The sequence below is a fragment of the Janibacter corallicola NBRC 107790 genome, assembly GCF_001570965.1.
Taxonomy (GTDB): domain Bacteria; phylum Actinomycetota; class Actinomycetes; order Actinomycetales; family Dermatophilaceae; genus Janibacter; species Janibacter corallicola.
This window is the reverse complement of record NZ_BCSR01000044.1, coordinates 1-22994: the sequence shown is the minus strand read 5'-3', so window position 1 is coordinate 22994 and position 22994 is coordinate 1. Positions and strand designations below refer to the sequence as shown.

Below are 22994 nucleotides of genomic sequence, written 5' to 3'. Positions count from 1 at the left end.
CGCCCCATTGACCCGAAAGAAGTCGAGTCGATGCGGGCGTTTCTTGCATTCCAGGGCAGGCTCGGGACGCAGGCTGAGAGAGGACGACAAGGGTGGATCAACGCAATTCCCGTCCCGGCGAGGGGCGAGGACGAGACCGGCAGGTGTCTGGGCGGCCTCGTCCACCACGCGGCGGGACCGACCGTGACGAGACTCCCCGAGGCGGCACGCGGTTGGTGCCCAAGGAGGGGCGCAAGCCCGAGCCGGCGATCCCGGGGGACGTGACCGGCCAGGAGCTCGACCGGAGCGTGCGTCAGCAGCTGCGGACGCTGAGCAAGGAGAACGCCGAGGGCGTCGCGCAGCACCTCGTCATGGTCGCCGCGCTGCTCGAGGCCGAGGACATGGACGGGGCCCTGGCCCACGCCGAGACCGCCGCGCGGCGGGCCGGTCGGGTGCCGGCGGCCCGCGAGGCCCTCGGTTTCGTCGCCTACCGGAGGGGCGACTACGCCCGCGCGCTCAAGGAGTTCCGCACCGTGCGGCGCCTGAGTGGGTCCTCGCACCTGCTCCCGCTCATGGTCGACTGCGAGCGCGGGCTCGGCCGGCCCGAGCGCGCCCTCGAGCTGCTCGGTTCCGACGAGGCCCAGCAGCTCGGCGAGGAGGAGCAGGTCGAGCTGCTCATCGTCGGCTCGGGGATCCGACGCGACTTGGGTCAGCCCGAGGCGGGCGTGCTCGCCCTGCAGCGGCAGGTGGAGCGGGTGCGGTCCAAGCCGTGGGCGGCCAGGGTCTGGTATGCCTATGCGGATGCCCTGCTGGACGTCGGACGGCGCGAGGAGGCCCGAGAGTGGTTCGGTCGGGCCGCCGTGGCCGACGAGGACGGCCAGACCGACGCCGTGGAGCGTGTGGACGAGCTGGACGGCGTGCACATCAGCGAGGTCGAGGAGGGCTCGCCGGGCGACGGGGCCCGGGAGTGAGCCGGCACTGCCTCGCCGAGCAGTTCGGCGGCTTCGTCTGCGACCTCGACGGGGTCATCTACCGCGGGCAGCACGCGGTGCCGGGAGCCGTCGAGGCTCTCGACGCCGTCTCGGCGCCCGTCGTGTACGCCACGAACAATGCCTCGGGCACGCCCGAGGAGTTCGCCCGCCGGCTGCAGGGTCACGGGGTGCACGTGCAGCCGGAGCAGGTGCTCACGTCCTCGCTGGCCGCAGCCCGCGTGCTGTCACGGCAGCTGACGTCCGGTGCGCCGGTGATGGCGATCGGCGGTCCCGGCGTGGCGGCCTCCCTTCGCGCCGTGGGGCTGGAACCCCGGGAGCCCGCCGACGGGTCCGCGGTGGACGCGGTCGTGCAGGGCTACGGGAGCAGCGTGACCGCGGGCGACCTCGGGCATGCCGCGGCCGCCATCCGGGGTGGTGCCCGGTGGATCGCGACCAACGAGGACCGCACCCTGCCCACCGAGGACGGCGTGGCGCCGGGGAACGGTGCCCTCGTCGCGGCACTGTCGATGGCCGTCGACGTGGCCCCCGAGGTCATCGGCAAGCCCCATCCACCGATGTACGAGATGGCCGCCGATCTGCTGCGGCAACCGGCCGGGCGCGTCCTGGCCCTCGGAGACCGGTTGGAGACCGACATCGCCGGTGCCGTCGCGACCGGCATGCCGGGAGCCCTCGTGCTCACCGGGGTCCATGGCGCCAAGGAGGCGGCCGCGGCCCCTGCGACGATGCGCCCGAGCTACCTGCTGCGGGACCTGGGCGACCTGCACCGGCCGTACCCGCCGGCCGGGTGCGCCGACGGCTTCGCCGTCAGGGGCGGGGCCCGCGCGCGGGTCACCGACGTCCTGCAGGTCGAGGGCGATGGGATCGACGCGGAACGAGCCGCCGTCGATGCCCTGCACGCTGCCCTGGATGAGGGCCGGATCACGGTCGACGACGTCGGGGACCTGTGGCGAACGGGTAGCGTGGACCGCACCCGACCCGAGGAGTGACGTGGACCCTGCTCGCAACCTGATCCACCTGGGTCTGAAGCTGACGGAGACCGGCCTGGACCGGGCCCTGGGCATCGTGCGCCTGGCCGACACCCTGTTGGCGGCATCCGCCGTGCCGACGTCGCCGACGGAGGAGCGGCGTTGGCCCGAGGAGGAGCAAGGCGACCTCGAGGCCCTCAGTGAGACGCTGCGGGCGAAGGGGGAGCAGCCCACCTCGACCGCCGCGGGAGGGGAGTCCGCGGCCGCGCCGGCGCGGAAGAGTGCCGCGAAGAAGCAGTCGGCCAAGAAGGCGTCGGCCAAGAAGGCGTCGACGACGAAGGGCCCTGCGAAGAAGTCCACCACCACGCGGGCGACGGCCAAGAAGGCGCCCGCGGCGCGCCGGAGCACGACGAAGAAGGCCGCGGCGACGAAGACGACCGCGGCGAAGAGGTCCACCGCGGCGACGAAGTCCACCGCCAAGAAGGCCTCTGCCAGGAAGAGCACGACGAAGCAGGCCCCGGATGCCTGAGTCGATGGACGAGCGGACGACCGACGAGCCGCCCCGGACCGAGGACACCCGGGTGGACGCTGCGCTGCAGGACCTGGCTGCGGCCCCGGACCCCGGCCGGACCGACTCCGAGCGCGAGTCGCTGGCCGAGGACCTGGACGCCGTGCTGGCGGCGGGGGAGGACGCGCACCGCCGACTGACCGCGCGCCTGTCCGACCTCGGGACCTGAGTGGACGCGACGACGAGGCTGGACATCGTGCTCGTCCAGCGGGGCCTGGCCCGCAGCCGCGCCCGGGCACGCGAGGTGATCCTCGCCGGTGAGGTCCGTGTGGCCGGGGCCGTCGTCACCAAGCCGGCCACGCCGATCGGGCCCGGGAGCGAGATCGAGGTCGACTCCGATCGGGAATGGGTCGGACGGGCCGCCCACAAGCTGCTCGGGGCGCTCGAGACGTTCCCGATCGATGTCAGCGACGCCCGGTGCCTGGACATCGGGGCCTGCACCGGAGGCTTCACCCAGGTGTTGCTCTGGCGGGGCGCTGCGCACGTCGTCGCCCTCGACGTCGGCCATGACCAGCTGGCGCCCGAGCTCGTCGCAGACCAGCGGGTGACCGAACGCAGCGGCACCTCGATCCGGGGCGTGACCCCTGAGGACATCGGCGGAGCCGTCGACGTCGTCGTCGGGGACCTGAGCTTCATCTCCCTTCGTCTCGTGCTGCCGGAGGTCGCCGGCCTGCTCAGCCCGGACGGCGAGGCGGTGCTGCTCATCAAGCCGCAGTTCGAGGTCGGCCGGGGCCGGGTGGGCCGTCGCGGTGTGGTGACCTCACCCGGTGCGCGGCGCGACGCGGTCCTCGGGGTGCTCGGGGCGGCCACCGGGACCGGGCTCGTCGTCCGGGGCCTGGCCCGCAGCCCGATCGTCGGGGGAGAGGGAAATCACGAGTACCTCGTGCACCTGACCCGCGGGGGCGAGGAGCGCCCGACGTGGGAGGCTCTGCAGGTGATGGCACACGAGGTGGTCCACGAGGAGGAGCGATGAGCGGTTCGCAGCGGCGGGTGCTGCTCATGACCCACCCGGGACGTCCGGAGGCCCTCGACGTGGCCGTCGGCGTCGCCGAACGGCTCACCGACGCCGGCATCGAGGTCCGACTGCCCGCGGGGGAGATCGAGCAGAGCATCCTGGGCCGCCACCCGGTGTCCGTCGTCCACGACGGCGACGACCCTGCTCGGGACGTCGAGCTCGTCGTCGTCCTCGGCGGCGACGGCACGATCCTGCGCGGCGCCGAGCTGGCCCGTGGCACCGGCACCCCCGTGCTCGGCGTGAACCTCGGGCACGTCGGCTTCCTCGCCGAGGCCGAGCGCGAGGACGTCGACTCGACCGTCGAGCACATCGTCGATCGGGACTACCGTGTCGAGGAGCGGATGGCCCTCGACGTCGTGGCGACCCGCGGCGGGGTCGAGGTCGCCCACAGCTTTGCGCTGAACGAGGTCACCGTCGAGAAGGCCGCCCGGGAGCGCATGCTGCTCCTCACCGTCGAGATCGACGGCCGCCCGCTCTCCACGTGGGGCTGTGACGGCCTCGTCATGGCGACCCCGACCGGGTCGACCGCCTACGCCTTCTCCGCCGGCGGCCCCGTCGTCTGGCCCGGTGTGGAGGCGATGCTCGTCGTGCCGCTCAGCGCGCACGCCCTCTTCTCCCGGCCGCTCGTCGTCGCCCCGACCTCCGACCTGGCCGTCGAGCTCGTCCAGGGCACCGAGGGGCACGGCGTCATGTGGTGCGACGGCCGGCGCGCAGTGAACCTGCCGCCCGGATCGCGCATCGAGGTCAGCCACTCGAACGAGCCGGTCCGGTTGGCCCGGCTGAACGAGGCGCCCTTCACCGACCGGCTCGTGGCGAAGTTCGACCTGCCCGTGCAGGGGTGGCGAGGCTCCAAGCGCAGCGGACGGGACTGACCGTGCTGCGGGAGCTGCACATCCGCGACCTCGGGGTCATCGAGGACGCCGTCCTCGAACTCGTGCCGGGACTGACCGTCCTCACCGGTGAGACCGGCGCGGGCAAGACGATGGTCGTCTCCGGGCTGGGTCTCGTCCTCGGTGGCCGTGCCGACCCCGATCTCGTGCGCGCCGGCTGCCGCGAGGCGATCGTCGAGGCCTCCGTGGAGCTCGACGCGGCCCACCCGGCCCGCCGCCGGGCCGCCGAGGCCGGCGCCGACCCCGAGGAGCCCGAGCTCATCCTGGCCCGGACCGTCGCCTCGAGCGGGCGCAGCCGCGCCCATGTCGGCGGGCGGAGGGCACCGGTGGGCACCCTGACGGAGCTGGCCGAGGACCTCGTCGCGGTGCACGGGCAGGCCGACCAGTGGCGGCTGCGCCGACCCGCCCAGCACCGCGCGCTGCTCGATGCCTATGCCGGGGAGACCGTCGCGGGGGTCGCGACCGAGTTCGCCGACCTCTTCACCCGCTGGCGGGAGGCAAGACGTCAGCGGGACGAGCTCGTCGAGGGCGAGCGCGCCCGGCTGCAGCGTCTGGAGCTGCTCGGCCACCAGGTCGAGCAGATCGACGCCGTCGACCCCCGACCCGGCGAGGACGGAGAGCTCGCCGCGGAGGAGGAGCGCCTCGGGCACGCGGAGGAGCTGGCCACCGCCGCCGAGCTGGGCCACCGGCTGCTCTCGGACCCCGACAGCCTCGACGGGGACGACGTCGTCGGGCGCCTGGCACGCGCCGGGGAGCAGCTCGCTCGCATCGCCGAGCACGACCGCGCCCTCGGGGAGCTGCAACAGCGCCTCGGTGAGGTCGGGGTGCTCGCGGCCGACCTGGCGGGGGAACTCTCCGGCTACGCCGCCGACATCGAGGTGGACCCGGCGCGACTCGCCGCGGTGCAGGAGCGGCGGGCCGAGCTGACCGGCCTCACCCGTCGCTACGGCGAGGACGTGGCCGCCGTGCTGGCCCACCGCGACGCCGCGCGGGAGGAGCTGGCCGAGCTCGAGGGGGCCGACGAGCGCGTCGCCGAGCTCGACGAGGAGGTCGACCTGCTCCAGCGGCGCCTGCTCGAGGTGCTCGAGCAGCTGACGGCGGCCCGGGAGGCTGCGGCCGAGGAACTCTCCGGGGTCGTGGGGGAGGAGCTCGCCCGCCTCGGCATGCCCGGCGCCGTGGTCGAGGTCGTCGTCGGACCACGCGGCGAGGACGGCGGTGAGGAGCTCCCCGACCCCGGGCGCGAAGGCGGCACCCGCCGGGTCGGCCCCGACGGCGGCGACGTCGTCGAGATCCGGGTTGCGGCGAACAAGGGCACGAAGCCCCGCACCGTCTCCAAGGCGGCCTCCGGCGGTGAGCTGAGCCGGATCATGCTCGCCCTCGAGGTCGCGGTGGCCGGCACCGGACGCAGCCAGGTGCCCACCTTCGTCTTCGACGAGGTCGACGCCGGCGTCGGTGGTCGTGCGGCCCTGGACGTCGGGGCCCGCCTCGCGGCCCTCGCCCGCACCAGCCAGGTCATCGTCGTCACCCACCTCGCGCAGGTCGCCGCCCACGCCGACCACCACCTCGTCGTGCGCAAGGCCCACGGTGAGCAGGTGACCTCCAGCGACGTCCTCGCCGTCGACGGGGAGGACCGCCTCGCCGAGCTCTCCCGGATGATGGGCGGCGGGGACACCGCAGCAGGACTACGGCATGCCCGTGAACTGCTCGAGCGGTGCCATGCCGTAGAGTGAAAGCCCGTGGCGGTACTGACGAAACACATCTTCGTGACCGGAGGAGTCGTCTCCTCACTCGGCAAGGGCCTGACTGCTTCGAGCCTGGGACACCTGCTGCGGGCCCGTGGCCTGCGGGTGACCATGCAGAAGCTGGACCCCTATCTCAACGTGGACCCGGGGACGATGAATCCCTTCCAGCACGGCGAGGTCTTCGTCACCGAGGACGGCGCCGAGACCGACCTGGACATCGGGCACTACGAGCGCTTCCTGGACAGCAACCACGACGGCTCCGCCAACGTGACGACGGGGCAGGTCTACAGCCGCGTCATCGCTCGTGAGCGCAAGGGCGAGTACCTCGGCGACACCGTGCAGGTCATCCCGCACATCACCGACGAGATCACCTCCCGGATGCGGGCCCCCGCCGCCGGCAGCCCCGGCGTCAGGGACGCCGACGCGCCGGACATCATCATCACCGAGATCGGCGGCACCGTCGGCGACATCGAGTCGCTGCCCTTCCTCGAGGCGGCCCGGCAGGTGCGTCACGAGCTCGGCCGGGACAACTGCTTCTTCCTGCACGTCTCCCTCGTCCCCTTCATCGCCCCGAGCGGCGAGATGAAGACCAAGCCGACCCAGCACTCGGTTGCCGCCCTGCGCCAGGTCGGCATCCAGCCCGACGCGATCGTGCTGCGCGCCGACCGCGAGATCTCCCCGGACATCAAGCGCAAGATCTCGATGAGCTGCGACGTCGAGAAGGACGGCGTGGCCGCCTGCGTCGACGCACCGAGCATCTACGACATCCCGAAGGTCCTGCACCGGGAGCACCTCGACACCTTCGTCATCCGACGGCTCGGTGTGAACTTCACCGACGTCGACTGGGAGAACTGGGACCTGCTGCTCCGCCGGGTCCACCAGCCCCAGCACGAGGTGGAGGTCGCTCTCGTCGGCAAGTACATCGACCTGCCCGACGCCTATCTCTCCGTGACCGAGGCACTGCGCGCCGGCGGCTTCCACAACGACGCCAGGGTGCACATCCGTTGGGTCCCTTCCGACGACTGCGAGAGCGAGTCCGGAGCCGCGAAGTCCCTCGGCGGCGTGGACGCGGTCCTCGTGCCCGGCGGCTTCGGCATCCGGGGGATCGAGGGGAAGCTCGGCGCCCTTCGCTGGGCCCGGGAACGGCAGGTGCCGACCCTCGGGATCTGCCTCGGCCTGCAGTGCATGGTCATCGAGTACGCCCGCAACGTCGCCGGCATCGAGGGAGCCAGCTCCACCGAGTTCGACCCCGACTCGACGGCGCCGGTCATCGCCACGATGGAGGAGCAGAAGTCCTTCGTCGAGGGTGCCGGCGACCTCGGCGGCACGATGCGTCTGGGCTCCTACCCCGCGCAGTTGCGCGAGGACTCGGTCACGGCCGAGGCCTACGGGTCCACGGGCGTCACCGAGCGTCACCGGCACCGCTACGAGGTCAACAACGGCTACCTGGAGCAGCTGGAGTCCGCCGGCCTCGTCGTGAGCGGTACCCACCCCAAGCTCGGTCTCGTCGAGTTCGTCGAGCTGCCGCGCGAGGTCCACCCCTACTACGTCTCCACGCAGGCCCACCCGGAGTTCAAGTCCCGCCCGGACCGGGCCCACCCGCTCTTCGCCGGTCTCGTCGCCGCCGCCGTCCAGGCCCAGCGGGAGTCCCGGCTCGTCGAGGTCGAGCCGCCGGCCGCCCAGGACGAGGAGAGCGCGGACGCCGGGACGGTGGCCAGCTGGTGAGCGAGGAACCGTTGCGGGACGAGCTCCTCACGCCCCGGGTCGAGAGCAGCGAGGTGCTCTTCACCGGGCACGTCTGGGACGTGCGGCGGGACACCTTCGAACTGGCGGGCGAGCAGCTCGTGCGCGAGGTCGTCGACCATCCGGGGGCCGTCGCGGTGCTCGCCCTCGACGAGCAGGACCGGGTCCTGCTGATCCGGCAGTACCGACACCCGGTCGCCTCCCGGGAGTGGGAGATCCCCGCCGGTCTGCTCGACGTCGCCGGTGAGGACCCCCTCCTCGCGGCGCAGCGGGAGCTGGCCGAGGAGGCCGACGTCGTCGCCGAGCACTGGGCGCTGCTCGTGGACTACTTCTCCTCACCCGGCGGGCTGAACGAGGCGCTGCGCATCTACCTGGCGCGCGGCCTCTCCCCGGTGCCCGAGGAGGAGCGCCACGAACGAGAGGGGGAGGAGGCCCACATCATCACCCGGGCCGTCCCCCTCGAGGAGGTCGTCGACGCCGTCCTCGGCGGCGACCTGCACAACGCCACGCTGCTCGTGGGCGCCCTGGCGGCCCACCGGATGCGCGAAGGGGGCTGGCGCTCCCTTCGTCCCGCCGACAGCCCGTGGCCGGACCATCCGGCCCACCGACGCCAGTCATGACCCGCCGCGTCGGCGATCCGCATCGGCCGTGGGCGGCCGGGTGTCCCCGCTCGCGGGAGGATGGCCGCGCTTCGTAGGATGGGCCCGGCCGAGCGACCGCCCGGCGACCCCGAGGAAGGAAGAGCACCGACGTGCTTCGCACCCACGAAGCCGGCACCCTGCGTGCCGAGCACTCCGGCCAGACCGTCACCCTCACCGGATGGGTGGCCCGGCGTCGCGATCACGGCGGGGTGGCCTTCCTCGATCTGCGGGACGCCTCCGGCGTCGCCCAGGTCGTCGCCCGTGACGAGGTCCTCAGCGGAGCGGCGCACGACCTGCGGGGCGAGTACGTCATCAAGGTCGTCGGCGAGGTCGCCCCCCGCGACCCCAAGGACGTCAACCCGGCCCTTCCGACGGGCGAGGTCGACGTCGTCGCCGGCACCATCGAGGTGCTCAGCACCGCGGACCCGCTGCCCTTCCAGATCGACGAGCGCGTCTCGGTCGGCGAGGAGGCCCGGCTGCGGCACCGCTACCTGGACCTGCGGCGGCCGGGCGCGACGAGCGCCGGCGCCGGCCTGCGGCTGCGCAGCAAGGTCAACGCCGCCGCCCGGTCGGTGCTCGCCGAGCGGGACTTCGTCGAGATCGAGACGCCGACGCTGACCCGGTCCACGCCGGAGGGCGCCCGCGACTTCCTCGTGCCGGCGCGGCTGGCCCCCGGGGAGTGGTACGCCCTGCCGCAGAGCCCACAGCTCTTCAAGCAGCTGCTCATGGTCGCCGGGATGGAGCGGTACTTCCAGATCGCCCGGTGCTATCGCGACGAGGACTTCCGCGCCGACCGGCAGCCGGAGTTCACCCAGCTGGACGTCGAGATGTCCTTCGTCGAGCAGGACGACGTCATCGAGCTCGGCGAGGCCATCACCAAGGCCGTCTGGTCGACCATCGGCGTGGAGCTGACCACACCCTTCCCGCGGATGACCTACGCCGAGGCCATGGAGCGCTACGGCAGCGACAAGCCGGACCTGCGCTTCGGTGTCGAGCTGGTCGACTGCACCGAGTTCTTCGCCGAGACCCCCTTCCGCGTCTTCACGGCGGACTACGTCGGTGCGGTCGTCATGCCCGGCGGCGCCTCCCAGCCGCGCCGGCAGTTCGACGCCTGGCAGGAGTGGGCCAAGCAGCGCGGCGCCAAGGGCCTGGCCTATGTCACCGTCGGTGAGGACGGCGAGCTCGGCGGTCCGGTCGCGAAGAACATCTCCGAGCAGGAGAAGGCGGGCCTCGCCGCCCACGTCGGCGCCGCCCCCGGCGACTGCATCTTCTTCGCCGCGGACAAGCCGAGCGCGGGGCGTGCCCTGCTCGGCGCCGCCCGCCAGGAGATCGCCCGCCGCTGCGAGCTGATCGACGAGTCCCAGTGGTCCTTCCTCTGGGTCGTCGACGCGCCGCTCTTCGAGCCCGCCGGTGACGCCGTCGCCGCTGGTGACGTCGCCGTCGGCTCCGGCGCCTGGACCGCTGTCCACCACGCCTTCACGAGCCCGAAGCCGGAGTTCCTCGACAGCTTCGACACCGACCCGGGTTCCGCGCTGGCCTACGCCTACGACCTCGTGTGCAACGGCAACGAGATCGGCGGCGGCTCGATCCGTATCCACCAGCGTGATGTCCAGGAGCGGGTCTTCCAGGTCATGGGGCTGGACGAGGAGGCGGCGCAGGAGAAGTTCGGCTTCCTCCTCGAGGCCTTCAAGTACGGTGCCCCGCCGCACGGCGGCATCGCCTTCGGCTGGGACCGCATCTGCATGCTGCTGCTCGGCGCCGACTCCATCCGCGACGTCATCGCCTTCCCGAAGTCCGGCGGTGGCTACGACCCGCTGACCGACGCGCCCGCGCCGATCACCCCGGAGCAGCGCAAGGAGGCGGGCATCGACGCCACGCCGCAGCGGGACGAGGACGACGACAAGGGGGCCTGAGCAGGTGCCCGGACCGGTGCGGGTGCTGCTCTGGGACTGCGACGGCGTCCTGCAGCACGGGCGCTTCGACTGGCGCCGGAGGCTCGATGCCCGGGTGCGTCCGGGCTTCGCCAGGCGGGTCTTCGAGGCCGAGCTGCCCGCACTGCGCGGGGAGCGCTCGCTGCGCGACGTGCTCTCCCAGCTCCTCGAGGAGGAACGCCGCGAGCACGGCGACCCCGGCGTGACCCTCGAGGACCTGCTCGACCTCTGGGAGCAGTTCGACGTGGACCCCGAGGCGGTGGACCTGCTGCGGGAGGTGCGCGCCGGTGGCATCCGCTGCCTGTTCGCGACGAACCAGCAGGACTACCGGGTGGAGTTCATGCGCCGCGTGGGCACCTACCTGGACCTCGTCGACGGCGCCTACTGGTCCAGCCGGATGGGTGCGATGAAGCCGGACCGGGCCTTCTTCGAGCACATCGTGGCCGACCTGGGTCTGCCGGCGCACGAGATCGGGTTCGTCGACGACGTCCCGGCGAACGTCGAGGCGGCGCGCGCCGTCGGGATCCGCGCGGTGCGCCACGATCCCATGAGTGGGGCGCAGGGCCTCCGCGAGACCCTGCGCCCCCTCATCGGCGACCGGTGAGCGATCAGCTCCCGGCACCACCATCGGACCGACCTCTGGGGCGGTCCTTGACGGCCGTCTGCGCACGGTCGCGCTGCAGGAGGCCCCGGGTGCTCGAGAGCGCGTAGTCGATGCGGTTGTCGACCTTCTCCCCGAAGACGTCGTCGAAGTCGTCGGCGAGCAGGTCGGTCGCCTCGGCGTACATCTCCCGGCGGGTGGCGCGGTTCTCGGCGGCCACGATGCGCCGGTGATCGCGGCTCAACGTCTTGTAGAGCGCGATCATGATGAGTACGAGCACGATGACGAAGGGGGCACCGGTCGAGACCGAGCCCGCCTGCAGTGCCGAAAGCCCGTCCGCACCACCGGCCAGCAGCAGACCGATCGCCACGAGGCCCTCGAGGACCGCGAAGAGCACGCGGCTCCAGGTCGGCGGGTTCGGGTGCCCGCCGGAGGCGAGCATGTCGACCACGAGCGAGCCCGAGTCCGAGGAGGTCACGAAGAAGACCACGACGAGGATCAGGGCGATCACGGACAGGACCGTGCCCATCGGCAGGTTGCCGAGGGTGTCGAAGAGCGCGACCTCCGCGACGAGGCCCCCGTCGGGGACGAGGTCCCCGACGGTGCGCTGCCGGTGGATGCCGGTGCCACCGAGGACGGTGAACCACAGGAAGCCGACGATGGTCGGGACGAGCAGCGCACCGACGACGAATTCCCGGACGGTGCGACCGCGGGAGATGCGGGCGATGAAGACCCCGACGAAGGGGGACCAGGCGATCCACCAGCCCCAGTAGAAGATCGTCCAGGAGCCGGCCCAGTCCAGGCCCGCCGAGCCGGTGTAGGCGAAGGCGTCGAAGGTGTTCGGGATCACGTTCGCCCCGTAGGCGCCGATGTTCTGCACGAAGTCCCGCAGCAGGAAGAGCGTCGGCCCCAGGGCCAGGACGGCCACGAGGAAGACGCCCGCGAGCACGAGGTTGATGTTCGAGAGCCACTGGATGCCCTTGCCCACGCCACTGATGACAGAGACCGTCGCGATGAGGGTGATGATGGTGATGAGCACCACCATGAAGGTGTTCGAGGACTCCTCGATGACGCCGAGCTCCTGCAGGCCGGTCGAGAGCTGGGTCACGCCCAGGCCGAGAGAGGTGGCGACGCCGAAGAGCGTGCCGACGATCGCGAGGATGTCGACGACGTCACCGATCGGTCCGCGGACCTTGTCACCGAAGATCGGCTCGAGTGCCCACCGCAGCGAGACCGGACGGCCCTTGCGGTGGATGGCGTAGGCCAGCGAGAGACCGACGATGACGTAGACCGCCCAGGGGTGCAGTCCCCAGTGCAGGAAGGTCTGGGCCATGGCCTGGTCGGCCAGCTCGATGTCGGTGCCCTCGACGCCCGGCTTGGGGTCGGAGTAGAAGGTGAGCGGCTCCGCGACGCCGTAGAAGACGAGTCCGATGCCCATGCCGGCCGCGAAGAGCATCGCGAACCACGAGATGAGGTTGAACTCCGGCTCCTCGCCGTCACGGCCCAGCGTGATGTTGCCGAAGCGACTCACGGCGAGGAAGAGCGTGAAGATGACGAAGGAGCCGATCGCCAGGGTGTAGAACCAGCCGAAGCCACTGACGATGCCGCTCTGGATGGAGTTCCACAACGTGCCTGCCGTGTCGCTCCAGATGATGGAGAACAGGGCGACCCCGACGACGATGGCCAGGGCCGGCCAGAAGACCCTGGGAGCGACGTCGCCCTTGCCCAGCGTCACACCGTGGGCGCGCAGCTGCTCCCTGATCCGTTCGTCCTCGGTGCGGTGCTCATCCGCCTCCGGGTCGTGGTCGGAATCCGTGGTGGCGTCCATGATTCTCCTTCCCTCCGGGTGCCGATCCCGAGAGGACCAGCCGTCTTGCGACAAGACACATACTCGGCCGAGGATGCCCAAAAACCGCGGAATGGTCGAATCCTCGGCAAAAAATGTCAGTTGGTGGTCAGTGCCGTCCGTACCTGTCGCAGGTCGGCGGTGATGTCCTCGGCGGCCCGTCGTCCGGTCACGCGGTGCCGGAGCACCGGCGCCAGTGCCTCGCGCGCGGCGGCCATCCGTTCCCGCTCTCCCCGCAGCCGCGGGTTCCACGTCGTGCCCAGGGCGAGGTAGCCGATCTCGACGAGCAGCTCCTCCATGCCCCGGTACGGTGCCACCTCCGCGGGGGCATCGACCACGGCCCGTCGGGCGACCGTGTTCGAGGCGACGAGCTCGGTGTGCAGCTGCCGGCAGTGCTCGAGGTGGCGGCGCATCCCCTCGGGGGAGCCGGTTCGGCTCTCGGCGAGGTCCCCGAGCAGGTCGTCCAGGGCGTGGACCACGCGTCGGGCATGGGCCCGCAGCAGCAGCTCCGGGCGCCCGAGCCGCCCGGTGACGAGCACCACGAGGATCGCGCAGCCGACACCGATGATCGTGTCGATGCCGCGGTCGAGCACGATCGTGGTCGTGTCCATCCTCGTCACCGCGGCGGAGATCGACAGCGCCAGCGGCGTGATGAAGATGACCGCCAGCGCGTAGTTGCGGGTCACGAGCATCTCGACGACGAACTGCAGCGCCACGACGGTGGCGACCAGGGGCCAGTGGTCCAGCCCCAGACCGAGCACCAGCGCGAAGGCGAGCAGGCCGAGACCGGTGCCGATGGTGCGTTGGATCGCCCGGTGCAGCTGGGCCGTGCGGGTGCCGCCGACCTGGACGACGAGCACGGCGAAGGCGGCGGCCCAGTAGGCGTGCGCGTTGTCGATGGCCATCGCGATGCCGCCGGCCAGCAGCGCCGCGATCAGCACCCGGGCGGCGACCAGGAGGTCCTCGCTCGGCCACCGGAGCGCCTGGCGCAGCGACCACGAGGAGCTCGGCCGCCCGAGGGAGACCTGCCGGGCCCGGGTCGCCTCCTTGAGCGCGAGCTCACCCGTGACGTCCGCGTCGGGGCCGCCCACGGCCCGGGCGAGGGCGGAGACGTACCGGTTGTGCACCCGCTGCATCCGCCCGCCGTGCCGCTCCTCGCTGCCGCCCTCGGCGACCACCGTCCACGCGTGGTCGAGCGCGATCGAGGCAGCGATGCGGGCCTCCGGGAGGCGCTGCGGGTCGCTCTCGGCGAGGTACCTCTCGACCTGCCCCTCCGCGCCGGTGACCGCGGCCTCCTCGATGCCGTGCCGGCCGAGCCACAGGTCGCTCGTGCCGACGACGATCGCGGAGAGCACGCCGATCGCGGGGATGCCCAGCACGATCCGGGGGTCCGCGCCGCCCCCGACCGCGAGGTTGGCGATGCCCAGGTCGAGCGCGAAGAAGAAGCCGGCGGGCGGCCCGATCCGCAGCGTGTAGGTGAGCACCGCACCGACGGTGGCGGCCAGGGCCATCCCCACGACGGCGAGGGCGGGCAGGCCGGCGGTCAGCGCGCCGACCCCGAGGCACAGCAGCAGCCCCAGTCCCGCCGTCGGGACGATCAGGAGCCGCCTGCGCACGGGCGCGTTGGCCCCGTAGAGCACCGCGAAGACGCCGAGCCCGGCGAGGAAGGCCTCGTCCGGGTGGCCGGCCAGCGTGATCCCGACGAGCGGGAGGGCGAGCGCCACCGCCACCCGGGTGGCGACCCAGCGGCGGGGCGGCCCGGGGGCGAAGCCGGTCATCGACCGGACGACGTCCCCGACGGCTGCCGCGCTCATGCCAGCCTCCCGCTGCTCCACAGGGCGTGGGTCGTGTATCCCAAGGAGTGGTAGAGGCCCCGCGCCACGTCGTTGTCCGAGTACATGCCCAGTGTCGACCACCCGTGCTCCGCGACCGCCCCTCGGGTCAGCTCCGCGGTGATCGCGCGGCCGAGACCGAGGCCCCGGGCTCCCGCGGCGACGGTGATCCCGGTCAGGACCGGGGCGCCGGACTCCTCCGGCTCGCAGCACCCGATGCCGAGCAGGCCGCCGTCGCTGCCGCGCACCCCGACCCAGCGCTGCCCGGGCCGGGCGAAGGGGCGGCCGTCGGTGCGGGCGTTGTGCGTCGCGAGGAAGGCGACGAGCTCGTCACGGCACCCGGACTCCAGCTCCTGCAGGCCGACGTCGGGTGGCGGTGGCGGTGGCTGGGAGGTGGACATGAACTCCCACCGGCCGTGCTCTTCGGCCTGCAGCCAGCCGACCCCCTGGGCGGTGCGGGGCAGGGAGATGCCCCGGGCTCCCTTCGCCCGCGCCAGGGCCAGCCACGGGCCGAAGGCGGGAGAGGCCACCAGCTCCTCCAGCAGGACCACGGCGTCGGGACCGACGACCCGCCCGCTCGCGTCGTCGCCGTGCAGCATGAGGTTGGTGCCGTGGGCGTGGGTGGGGCGCACGAAGGCCACCGCCCACGCCCTCCCGCGCCGCAGCGCCAGGGCCGGCTGCGTCTCGTGCGGGGCCGCCTCGGCGCGCACGACGGGGGAGCCGTCGGTCCACTCCGCCAGGCGGTCCATGGCGATCTCACGGGGGTTCATTCGGTGATCCCGACGCGTCGGTGCAGGGCCTTCATCCACCGCGGGGCCCACCAGTTCCACTCGCCGAGGACCGACATCGTCGCCGGCACGAGCAGCATCCGCACGAGGGAGGCGTCGACGGCGATCGCCACGACGAGCGCGACGCCGGTCTCCTTGACCGCGAGGATGCGCGCCAGGACGAAGCCGGAGAAGACGATCACCATGAGCAGCGCGGCGCTGGTGATGATCCGCCCGGAGCGTTGCAGCCCGAGCCGGACCGCGACATCCGTGGGATGGCCCTGCTCGTGGAGCTCGACGATGCGCGAGAGCAGGAAGACCTCGTAGTCCATCGACAGGCCGAAACCGAAGGCCAGCACCAGGACGACGATGGTGATCTCGACCCCGCCCACCGAGGTGAAGTCGAGCAGCCCCGAGAGGTGCCCGTCCTGGAAGACCCACACGAGGACACCGACGGACGCCCCGAGCGAGACGATGTTCATCAGGAGCGCCTTGAGCGGCACGACCACCGAGCCGGTCATGAGGAAGAGCAGCACGAAGGTGGCCAGCACCACCGTCGTGACCGCCCAGGGCGCGCTCGCGAGGATCGAGTCCACGAGGTCGGAGAGGGCGGCCGCCTGACCGCCGATGGAGGCGTCGAAGGGGGGTGGCTCGGCGTGCAGCCGGTCCACCAGTGCCCGCGGCGCGGCCCCGAGCACGTCGTCGGAGGTGAGCAGCCCCACGGTGAGCACGGGGCGGCCGTCGACCTTCCCCACCCGCTCGACCTGCACCGAGTCGACGCCCGGGAGGTCGGTGGCCGCCCCCTTCGCCCACTGCCGGACCACGGCTCCGTCGGCGGTCGTGACCAGCTGCACGTCCGGTCCTGCCAGGTCGGGGTAGTCCCGGGCCAGCTCGGTGAAGAAGGTCCGCTGCGGGCTGTCCGTCGGCAGCAGCTCGATGCCGGAGGAGGTGACCGTCATCCGGGACGCCGGCAGCGCCATCGCGACCAGGGCGGCCAGCACGAGCGCGATGACGAGCCACGGTGCCCGCTGGACCCCCTTGGCCAGGCGGGAGAAGATCCCGCGGTCGCCGGTGTGCTCGGCCCCCTTCGCCAGCAGGCGGCGGGCGAGCAGCGCGCACATGGCCGGGACCAGGGTGGTGGCCACGGCGAGGCACAGCAGGACGACCGAGATGCCGGCCGCCCCGGCGGCCCGGACGAAGACGGCGGGGAAGAAGAGCAGGCCGAGCAGCGCGATCGCCACCGTGACCGCGGAGAAGATCACCGTGCGCCCCGCGCGGTCCATCGTGGTGCCGGTGGCGGCGACCACCGCATCGGCGTCGGTGGTGGGCAGGGCCCGCATCTCCTCCCGGAAGCGGGAGACGACGAGCAGGCCGTAGTCGATGCACAGCCCGAGCCCGAGGACGGTGACGATGTTGACGACCGTGGCGTCCAGCTCGATGACGTGGGAAAAGCCCCACAGCGAGGCGAAGGCCCCGCCGATCGAGGCCAGGGCCCCGACGATCGGGATGCCGGCGGCGAGGAAACCGCCGAAGACGAGGACCATGACGACGAAGGTCACCGGCAGGGCGATGCCCTCTCCGAGCGTCAGGTCGGACCCGAGCTGGTCGATGACCTCCCCGACGAGCATCTCCACGCTGCCCCGGCTGCTCTCCTGCGCCCACGAGCCGGTGACGATCTGGTCCAGCTGGACGTCGACGCGGCGCTGCACCCGCTCCAGCTGCGCGTCGTCGAGGCCCGGCTCGTACTCCACGACCGTGACGAAGCCCCAGCGCCCACCGCCCTCGTCGCGCACCAGGGGAGCGGCGCGGTCGTCGTGCACCCCGTCGGGCAGCACGAGCGGGTTGACGACGCGGGCGACGCCGTCGAGGTCGTGGATGCGCGCCACGGCCCGGGCGACGTTGGCCCGCACGAAGGGGTTGGCGGCCGCCGAGCCCTCCACGACCAGGGTCTCGGTGGCGAAGTCCCCGCCGCCGGCCTCGATGATCAGCTCCTGCGCCTGCTGCGCCTGTCCGGGGGCGGTGATGTCCCCGCTGTGCAGGTCGTCGAAGAGGCCGCGGCCGGTGACCGCGCCGAGCGCCAGCGAGAAGGCCAGGACGGTCAGCAGCGCCCACACGAGCAGGACGGTGCGGGGGCGCCGGCCCATGAGACGTCCCCAGCGGTGCAGCAGGGAGGGGCTGCCGGCCCCGCTCATCGGGGCCGGCCCACGTGCTCGAGCAGCCGGTCCAGGAACTCGGTCTGCGCGGCGACGAGCACCTCCCGGGCCTCTCCCACCGCCAGCCACTCGGCCCGGTCCACCTCCGGGACCCGCTGCCGGCGGCCGGAGCGGGGCGGCCACTCGATCTCGACGGTGTTCGAGGCGACGAAGACCAGGTCGGACTCCGGGGCCACCGCATGGACCCGCACGATCTTGCCGCCGGACTGTCGCACGTCACCGAGGTCGAGACGCTCACCGACGGGGGCCGGTGCGCCGATCTCCTCGGCGAACTCCCGCTCCGCGGCGGCCACCGGGTCCTCGGCCCGCGGGTCGTACTCGCCCTTGACGATGCTCCACGCGCGGGGCCGACGGGCCCAGAAGGGACCGCCCATGTGGGCGAGGAAGACCTCGAGACCACCTCCGGGGCGGAGACGGTGGGGCAGCAGCCCGGCGCTGTGGCGTGGCACGTGCCCGAGGTTAGCCGGGGTGGCCGGATAGCGTGTGGGGCGTGGACTCCTTCGACCTCTTCGACTCCAGCGAGGCGCCGGACCAGGGCTCGGGGGCGGACCTGCAGGCGCCGCTCGCGGTGCGGATGCGCCCCCGCGGTCTCGAGGAGATCCGGGGCCAGCGGGACGTGCTGCGCACCGGGTCGCCGCTGCGCCGCCTCGTCGAGGGCTCCGCGAGCGCGACGACGGGTCCGATGTCGGCGATCCTCTGGGGCCCCCCGGGCACCGGCAAGACGACCCTGGCCCACCTCGTCGCCACGACCGCCGACCGCGACTTCGTGCAGCTGTCGGCGGTCACCGCCGGTGTGAAGGACGTGCGCGCCGCGATGGAACGGGCAGCGCGCAACCGCTCGCTGTACGGGCGCCAGACGGTGCTCTTCCTCGACGAGATCCACCGCTTCTCCAAGGCCCAGCAGGACGCGTTGCTGCCCGGTGTGGAGAACCGGGAGGTCGTCCTCGTCGCCGCGACCACGGAGAACCCCTCCTTCTCGGTCATCGCGCCGCTGCTCTCCCGCTCGGTCCTCGTCACCCTCGAGTCCCTGACGCGCGAGGAGATCGGCGAGGTGATCGACGCCGCCCTCGCCGACGAGCGGGGCCTGGCCGGCGGCTACGACCTGGCCGGGGACGCCCGGGAGCACCTCGTGGCCATCGCCGGCGGGGACGCCCGGCGGGCGCTGACCTCCCTCGAGGCAGCCGCCGGTGTCGCGGAGGAGGACCTCGCCTTCGGTGCGGAGGTGCCCGAGGCGGGCATCCCGCTCACCCTCGCCCACGTCGAGCAGGCCGTGGCCCGCGCGGCGGTGCGTTACGACCGCACCGGCGACCAGCACTACGACGTCGCCTCGGCCTTCATCAAGTCGATGCGCGGCTCCGACGTCGACGCCGCGCTGCACTACCTCGCCCGCCAGCTCGAGGCGGGGGAGGACGCGCGCTTCATCGCCCGACGCGTCGTCATCTCCGCCTCCGAGGACGTCGGGCTGGGGGACCCGACCGCGCTGCAGACCGCCGTGGCCGCGATGCACGCCGTCGCCCAGATCGGCATGCCAGAGGCGCGGATCGTCCTCGCCCAGGCCGTCGTGCACAACGCGCTGGCGCCGAAGTCCAATGCCGCCTACACCGGCATCAACGAGGCGATCGCCGACGTGCGCGCCGGCAAGGTGCAGGCCGTACCACCGCACCTGCGAGGGTCCGGCTACACCCAGGCCTCGGACCGGGCGAAGGGAGCGGTCGGCGGCGCGAGGGTCGAGGGCTACGTCTACGCCCACGACGAGCCCGACGCCGTGGCGCAGCAGCAGTACCTGCCCGACGACCTGCACGCCGAGCTGGCCGAGCGCTCGTACTACCGGCCCACCGACCGCGGCTTCGAGGCCCGGTTGCAGGACCGGTGGTCCTGGCTGCGGGGGCGGCTGCGCGGCCGGGGGTGAGGACTCACGCGGGTCGGCGTCCTCGACCGGTGGGTAAGGTGGGTCCTCGGTCCTGCCCGAGACCCCTGCCCCACTGATTGGACACGATAGACCGATGGAAACTGCCGAGATCCGGCGCCGCTGGCTCGCCTTCTTCGAGGCGAAGGGACACACGGTGATCCCCTCCGCCCCGCTGATCCACGAGGACCCCACCCTCCTCTTCGTCAACGCCGGCATGGTCCCCTTCAAGCCGTACTTCCTCGGCCAGGAGACCGCGCCGTGGGATCGGGCCACGAGCGTGCAGAAGTGCGTGCGCACCGGGGACATCGACGAGGTCGGCAAGACCTCGCGGCACGGCACGTTCTTCCAGATGAACGGCAACTTCTCCTTCGGCGACTACTTCAAGCGGGAGGCCATCGCCTTCGCGTGGGCGCTGCTGACCACCCCCCAGGACGACGGGGGCTACGGCCTCGAGCCGGAGCGGCTCTGGGCCACCGTCTACCGGGAGGACGACGAGGCCGAGCGGCTCTGGCTGGAGGAGACCAGCGTGCCCGCCGAGCGGATCGTGCGCCGCGGGCGGCTGGACAACTACTGGAGCATGGGCGTGCCCGGCCCCGGCGGGCCCTGCAGCGAGATCTTCTACGACCGCGGCCCGGAGTACGGGCCCGAGGGCGGCCCGGAGGTCGACGAGGACCGCTACATGGAGATCTGGAACCTCGTCTTCATGCAGGAGGAGCTCTCCGAGGTCCGGGCGAAGGACGACTTCGACGTCGCCGGCCGGCTGCCCGCCGAGAACGTCGACACCGGCATGGGCCTGGAGCGGATCGCGAGCATCCTCCAGGGCGTGGACAACATGTACGAGATCGACGAGGTCTACCCCGTCCTGGAGAAGGCGGCGCAGATGACCGGCCGCTCCTACGGGTCCTCCTCCGGCCACACCGCCGGCGACTCCGACCCCGACGACGTGCACCTGCGCGTCGTCGCCGACCACGTGCGCTCCTCACTCATGCTCATCGGTGACGGCGTCACCCCGGGCAACGAGGGACGCGGCTACGTGCTGCGCCGGATGCTGCGCCGCGCGGTGCGGGCGATGCGGCTGCTCGGGTACGAGGAGCCGGCGCTGCCGGAGCTGCTGCCGGTGTCCATGGAGCGGATGAGTAAGTCCTACCCCGAGCTGCGCACCGGCTTCGAGCGGATCGCGCAGATCGCCTACGCCGAGGAGCAGGCCTTCCGGCGCACCCTCGCCCAGGGCACGACGATCCTCGACACCGCCGTCACCCGGACGAAGGAGGCCGGCCGCGACGAGCTGCCCGGGGACCAGGCCTTCGCGCTGCACGACACCTACGGCTTCCCGATCGACCTCACCCTCGAGATGGCGGCCGAGCAGGGGCTGAAGGTCGACCGGGACGGCTTCGTGCGGCTCATGGAGGAGCAGCGCCAGCGTGCCAAGGCCGATGCCAGGGCCAAGAAGGGCGGCCACGCCCACACCGAGGTGTGGAAGGAGCTGCGTGCGCTCGGGGCGACCGACTGGCGGGCCTACGAGGAGCTGACCACCGAGGGCAGCATCGTCGGCCTCGTGCGCGACGGCGCCCGGGTGGAGGAGCTGGAGCCGGGGCAGACCGGGCAGGTCGTGCTCGACCGCACCAGCTTCTACGCCGAGTCCGGAGGCCAGATCGCCGACTCCGGCACCATCGTCGTCGACGGCGCCACGCTCCGGGTGCGCGACGTGCAGCGCCCGGTCAACGGCCTGGTCGTGCACACCGTGGAGGTCGAGGAGGGCCCGGTCCGGGTCGGTGCCGAGTCCTCGGCCCGCGTGGACCCGAACTGGCGCGTCGACGCCTGCCAGGCGCACTCCGGCACCCATGTCGTGCACGCCGCGCTGCGCCAGGTCCTCGGCCCCTCGGCGCTGCAGTCCGGCTCCTACAACAAGCCGGGCTACCTGCGTCTGGACTTCGCCTGGAACCAGTCCCTCAGCGCCGACGCGAAGGCCGAGATCGAGCACGTCGCGAACCTCGCCGTCCGCGACGACCTGCCCGTCAGCGCCGCGTGGATGTCGCTGCCGGAAGCCCGCCAGCAGGGGGCGCTGGCCCTCTTCGGGGAGACCTACGGCGAGCAGGTGCGCGTCGTCGAGATCGGCGGCCCCTGGTCCCGCGAGCTGTGCGGTGGCACCCACGTCAGGCACTCCAGCCAGGTCGGGGCCCTCACCCTCACCGGTGAGTCCTCCGTCGGCTCCGGGGTGCGGCGCCTCGAGGCCTTCGTCGGGATGAACGCACTCTCGCACCTGGCCGCCGAGCGGGCCCTGGTGAGCGAGCTCTCCGACATCGTCAAGGCGCCCGCGGGCGAACTGCCCGAGCGCGTCTCGGACATGGTCGCCCGGCTGCGTGAGGTCGAGAAGGAGCTGGAGAAGGTCCACCGCGAGCAGGTCGCTGCCTCCGCGGGGTCGCTGACCGAGCACGCCCGCGACGTCGCCGGGGTCACCTTCGTCGGTCACCACGTGGCCGGCGGCGGCTCCCAGGACCTGCGCCAGATGGTCACCGACACCCGTGCGAAGCTGGGCGAGGAGCGCCCCGCCGTCGTCGCCCTCACCGGCGACGCCTCCGGCAAGCCCGTCGTCGTCGTCGCCACCAACGAGGCGGCCCGCGCGAAGGGGGCTGCCGCCGGCGCCCTCGTGCGCGTCGGCGCGAGCGCGCTCGGCGGCGGTGGCGGCGGCAAGGACGACCTCGCCCAGGGCGGCGGGCAGGACGCCGGCAAGGTCGAGGAGGCCCTGGCGGCGATCGCTCGGGAGCTCGGTGCCTGAGCCGGGGATGCGACCGGGGGTGCGCCTCGGCGTCGACGTCGGCTCGGTGCGCGTCGGCGTCGCCTCCTGCGACCCCGACGGGCTGCTCGCCACGCCCGTCGAGACCGTCCCGCGAGACGAGGAGAGCGGGGGTGACCTGCGCCGGGTGCTCGAGCTGCTGGAGGACCTCGGTGCCGTCGAGGTCGTCGTCGGCCTGCCCCGCTCGCTGGACGGCACCGAGGGGCCGGCCGCCGAGGGTGTGCGCCGGTGGGCCAAGCGGCTCCTCGCGACGATGAAATCGGCGTCGTTCGGGAACACGCCGATCCGCCTGGTGGACGAACGCCTCACGACGGTGGATGCTCATCGGGGTCTGCGGGAAAGCGGCGTGGCCGGTCGAGGGCACCGCGAGGTCGTCGACCAGGCGGCCGCCGTGCTCATCCTGCAGACTGCGCTGGACACGGAGCGCGCAACCGGTGGGCCCCCCGGGGAACGGGTCGGTCGGCCGCGCCGACGCAAACCGCGGAAGGGCCGGGATTCATGACGCACCTCGAGGATGCGATCTTCGACGACGACGGGGTCCCCGAGGAGGGCCGCCGCAGGTGGCG

19 protein-coding genes are annotated in these 22994 nt (G+C 72.7%); 14 read left to right on the top strand and 5 right to left on the bottom strand.

Annotated features, from left to right (window positions below; genetic code table 11):
• Positions 1-215 precede the first annotated feature (215 nt).
• The 11 genes from JCO01S_RS12980 (at position 216) to JCO01S_RS12930 (ending at position 11070) form a co-directional block, all read left to right on the top strand.
• Positions 216-950 (top strand): tetratricopeptide repeat protein, encoded by a 735-nt coding sequence (locus tag JCO01S_RS12980; RefSeq protein WP_084342910.1) that lies wholly within the window; start codon positions 216-218, stop codon positions 948-950.
• Positions 947-1957 (top strand): HAD-IIA family hydrolase, encoded by a 1011-nt coding sequence (locus JCO01S_RS12975; RefSeq protein WP_068256470.1) that lies wholly within the window; start codon positions 947-949, stop codon positions 1955-1957. The genes JCO01S_RS12980 and JCO01S_RS12975 overlap by 4 nt, the downstream gene beginning before the upstream one ends.
• A 1-nt stretch (position 1958) precedes the next feature.
• Complete coding sequence (locus tag JCO01S_RS12970; protein ID WP_068256467.1) at positions 1959-2465, top strand: hypothetical protein; 507 nt, start codon at positions 1959-1961, stop codon at positions 2463-2465.
• Positions 2458-2673 (top strand): hypothetical protein, encoded by a 216-nt coding sequence (locus JCO01S_RS12965; protein ID WP_068256464.1) that lies wholly within the window; start codon positions 2458-2460, stop codon positions 2671-2673. Before JCO01S_RS12970 ends, JCO01S_RS12965 begins: the two co-directional genes overlap by 8 nt.
• Entirely contained in the window at positions 2674-3477 is an 804-nt protein-coding gene (locus tag JCO01S_RS12960; RefSeq protein ID WP_068256461.1) for a TlyA family RNA methyltransferase, read from the top strand.
• Entirely contained in the window at positions 3474-4391 is a 918-nt protein-coding gene (locus JCO01S_RS12955) for an NAD kinase (RefSeq protein ID WP_068256458.1), read from the top strand. The genes JCO01S_RS12960 and JCO01S_RS12955 overlap by 4 nt, the downstream gene beginning before the upstream one ends.
• Positions 4358-6139, top strand: coding sequence for a DNA repair protein RecN (gene recN, locus JCO01S_RS12950; protein ID WP_245634440.1), 1782 nt, complete (start codon positions 4358-4360; stop codon positions 6137-6139). The genes JCO01S_RS12955 and recN overlap by 34 nt, the downstream gene beginning before the upstream one ends.
• Positions 6140-6145: 6 nt before the next feature.
• A complete protein-coding gene (gene pyrG, locus JCO01S_RS12945; RefSeq protein ID WP_068256451.1) occupies positions 6146-7876 on the top strand; it encodes a CTP synthase in 1731 nt (576 codons plus the stop codon).
• The gene (locus JCO01S_RS12940; RefSeq protein ID WP_068256448.1) at positions 7873-8514 is read left to right on the top strand and encodes an NUDIX domain-containing protein; all 642 of its coding nucleotides are present in this window, start codon (positions 7873-7875) and stop codon (positions 8512-8514) included. Before pyrG ends, JCO01S_RS12940 begins: the two co-directional genes overlap by 4 nt.
• Positions 8515-8645: 131 nt before the next feature.
• On the top strand, positions 8646-10448 hold the full coding sequence (gene aspS, locus JCO01S_RS12935) for an aspartate--tRNA ligase (protein WP_068256445.1): 1803 nt from the start codon (positions 8646-8648) through the stop codon (positions 10446-10448).
• Between the two features lie 4 nt (positions 10449-10452).
• Positions 10453-11070 (top strand): HAD family hydrolase, encoded by a 618-nt coding sequence (locus JCO01S_RS12930; protein WP_068256443.1) that lies wholly within the window; start codon positions 10453-10455, stop codon positions 11068-11070.
• Between the two features lie 4 nt (positions 11071-11074).
• Here JCO01S_RS12930 and JCO01S_RS12925 read toward each other — a convergent pair whose 3' ends face one another.
• The 5 genes from JCO01S_RS12925 to JCO01S_RS12905 form a co-directional block, all read right to left on the bottom strand.
• Positions 11075-12895, bottom strand: a complete 1821-nt coding sequence (locus JCO01S_RS12925) for a BCCT family transporter (RefSeq protein WP_068256440.1) — start codon at positions 12893-12895, stop codon at positions 11075-11077.
• A 116-nt stretch (positions 12896-13011) separates the two neighbouring features.
• A complete protein-coding gene (locus JCO01S_RS12920; protein ID WP_157074620.1) occupies positions 13012-14727 on the bottom strand; it encodes an FUSC family protein in 1716 nt (571 codons plus the stop codon).
• A complete protein-coding gene (locus tag JCO01S_RS12915) occupies positions 14724-15515 on the bottom strand; it encodes a GNAT family N-acetyltransferase (RefSeq protein ID WP_068256433.1) in 792 nt (263 codons plus the stop codon). Before JCO01S_RS12915 ends, JCO01S_RS12920 begins: the two co-directional genes overlap by 4 nt.
• Complete coding sequence (locus JCO01S_RS12910) at positions 15512-17704, bottom strand: MMPL family transporter (protein WP_068256430.1); 2193 nt, start codon at positions 17702-17704, stop codon at positions 15512-15514. The genes JCO01S_RS12915 and JCO01S_RS12910 overlap by 4 nt, the downstream gene beginning before the upstream one ends.
• Positions 17701-18174: an NUDIX hydrolase gene (locus JCO01S_RS12905; protein WP_068256426.1), complete on the bottom strand. Its 474-nt coding sequence runs from the start codon at positions 18172-18174 to the stop codon at positions 17701-17703. Before JCO01S_RS12905 ends, JCO01S_RS12910 begins: the two co-directional genes overlap by 4 nt.
• A 41-nt stretch (positions 18175-18215) precedes the next feature.
• On the opposite strand from JCO01S_RS12905, the gene JCO01S_RS12900 reads away from it, so the two are divergent.
• The 3 genes from JCO01S_RS12900 to ruvX all read left to right on the top strand — a co-directional run bounded on the left by JCO01S_RS12900 (position 18216) and on the right by ruvX (position 22930).
• Positions 18216-19634 (top strand): replication-associated recombination protein A, encoded by a 1419-nt coding sequence (locus tag JCO01S_RS12900; RefSeq protein WP_068256423.1) that lies wholly within the window; start codon positions 18216-18218, stop codon positions 19632-19634.
• A 94-nt stretch (positions 19635-19728) separates the two neighbouring features.
• Positions 19729-22410 (top strand): alanine--tRNA ligase, encoded by a 2682-nt coding sequence (gene alaS, locus JCO01S_RS12895; protein ID WP_068256420.1) that lies wholly within the window; start codon positions 19729-19731, stop codon positions 22408-22410.
• A gap of 7 nt (positions 22411-22417) precedes the next feature.
• A complete protein-coding gene (ruvX, locus tag JCO01S_RS12890; protein ID WP_068256418.1) occupies positions 22418-22930 on the top strand; it encodes a Holliday junction resolvase RuvX in 513 nt (170 codons plus the stop codon).
• The last annotated feature ends 64 nt before the right edge of the window (positions 22931-22994 follow it).

Bases quoted from the DNA above. Each gene is read 5' to 3' on its own strand.
- JCO01S_RS12925 (WP_068256440.1), bottom strand. From the start codon at position 12,895: ATGGACGCCACCACGGATTCCGACCACGACCCGGAGGCGGATGAGCAC.
- JCO01S_RS12910 (WP_068256430.1), bottom strand. From the start codon at position 17,704: ATGAGCGGGGCCGGCAGCCCCTCCCTGCTGCACCGCTGGGGACGTCTC.
- JCO01S_RS12955 (WP_068256458.1), top strand. From the start codon at position 3,474: ATGAGCGGTTCGCAGCGGCGGGTGCTGCTCATGACCCACCCGGGACGT.
- alaS (WP_068256420.1), top strand. From the start codon at position 19,729: ATGGAAACTGCCGAGATCCGGCGCCGCTGGCTCGCCTTCTTCGAGGCG.
- JCO01S_RS12920 (WP_157074620.1), bottom strand. From the start codon at position 14,727: ATGAGCGCGGCAGCCGTCGGGGACGTCGTCCGGTCGATGACCGGCTTC.
- JCO01S_RS12965 (WP_068256464.1), top strand. From the start codon at position 2,458: ATGCCTGAGTCGATGGACGAGCGGACGACCGACGAGCCGCCCCGGACC.
- ruvX (WP_068256418.1), top strand. From the start codon at position 22,418: ATGCGACCGGGGGTGCGCCTCGGCGTCGACGTCGGCTCGGTGCGCGTC.
- JCO01S_RS12915 (WP_068256433.1), bottom strand. From the start codon at position 15,515: ATGAACCCCCGTGAGATCGCCATGGACCGCCTGGCGGAGTGGACCGAC.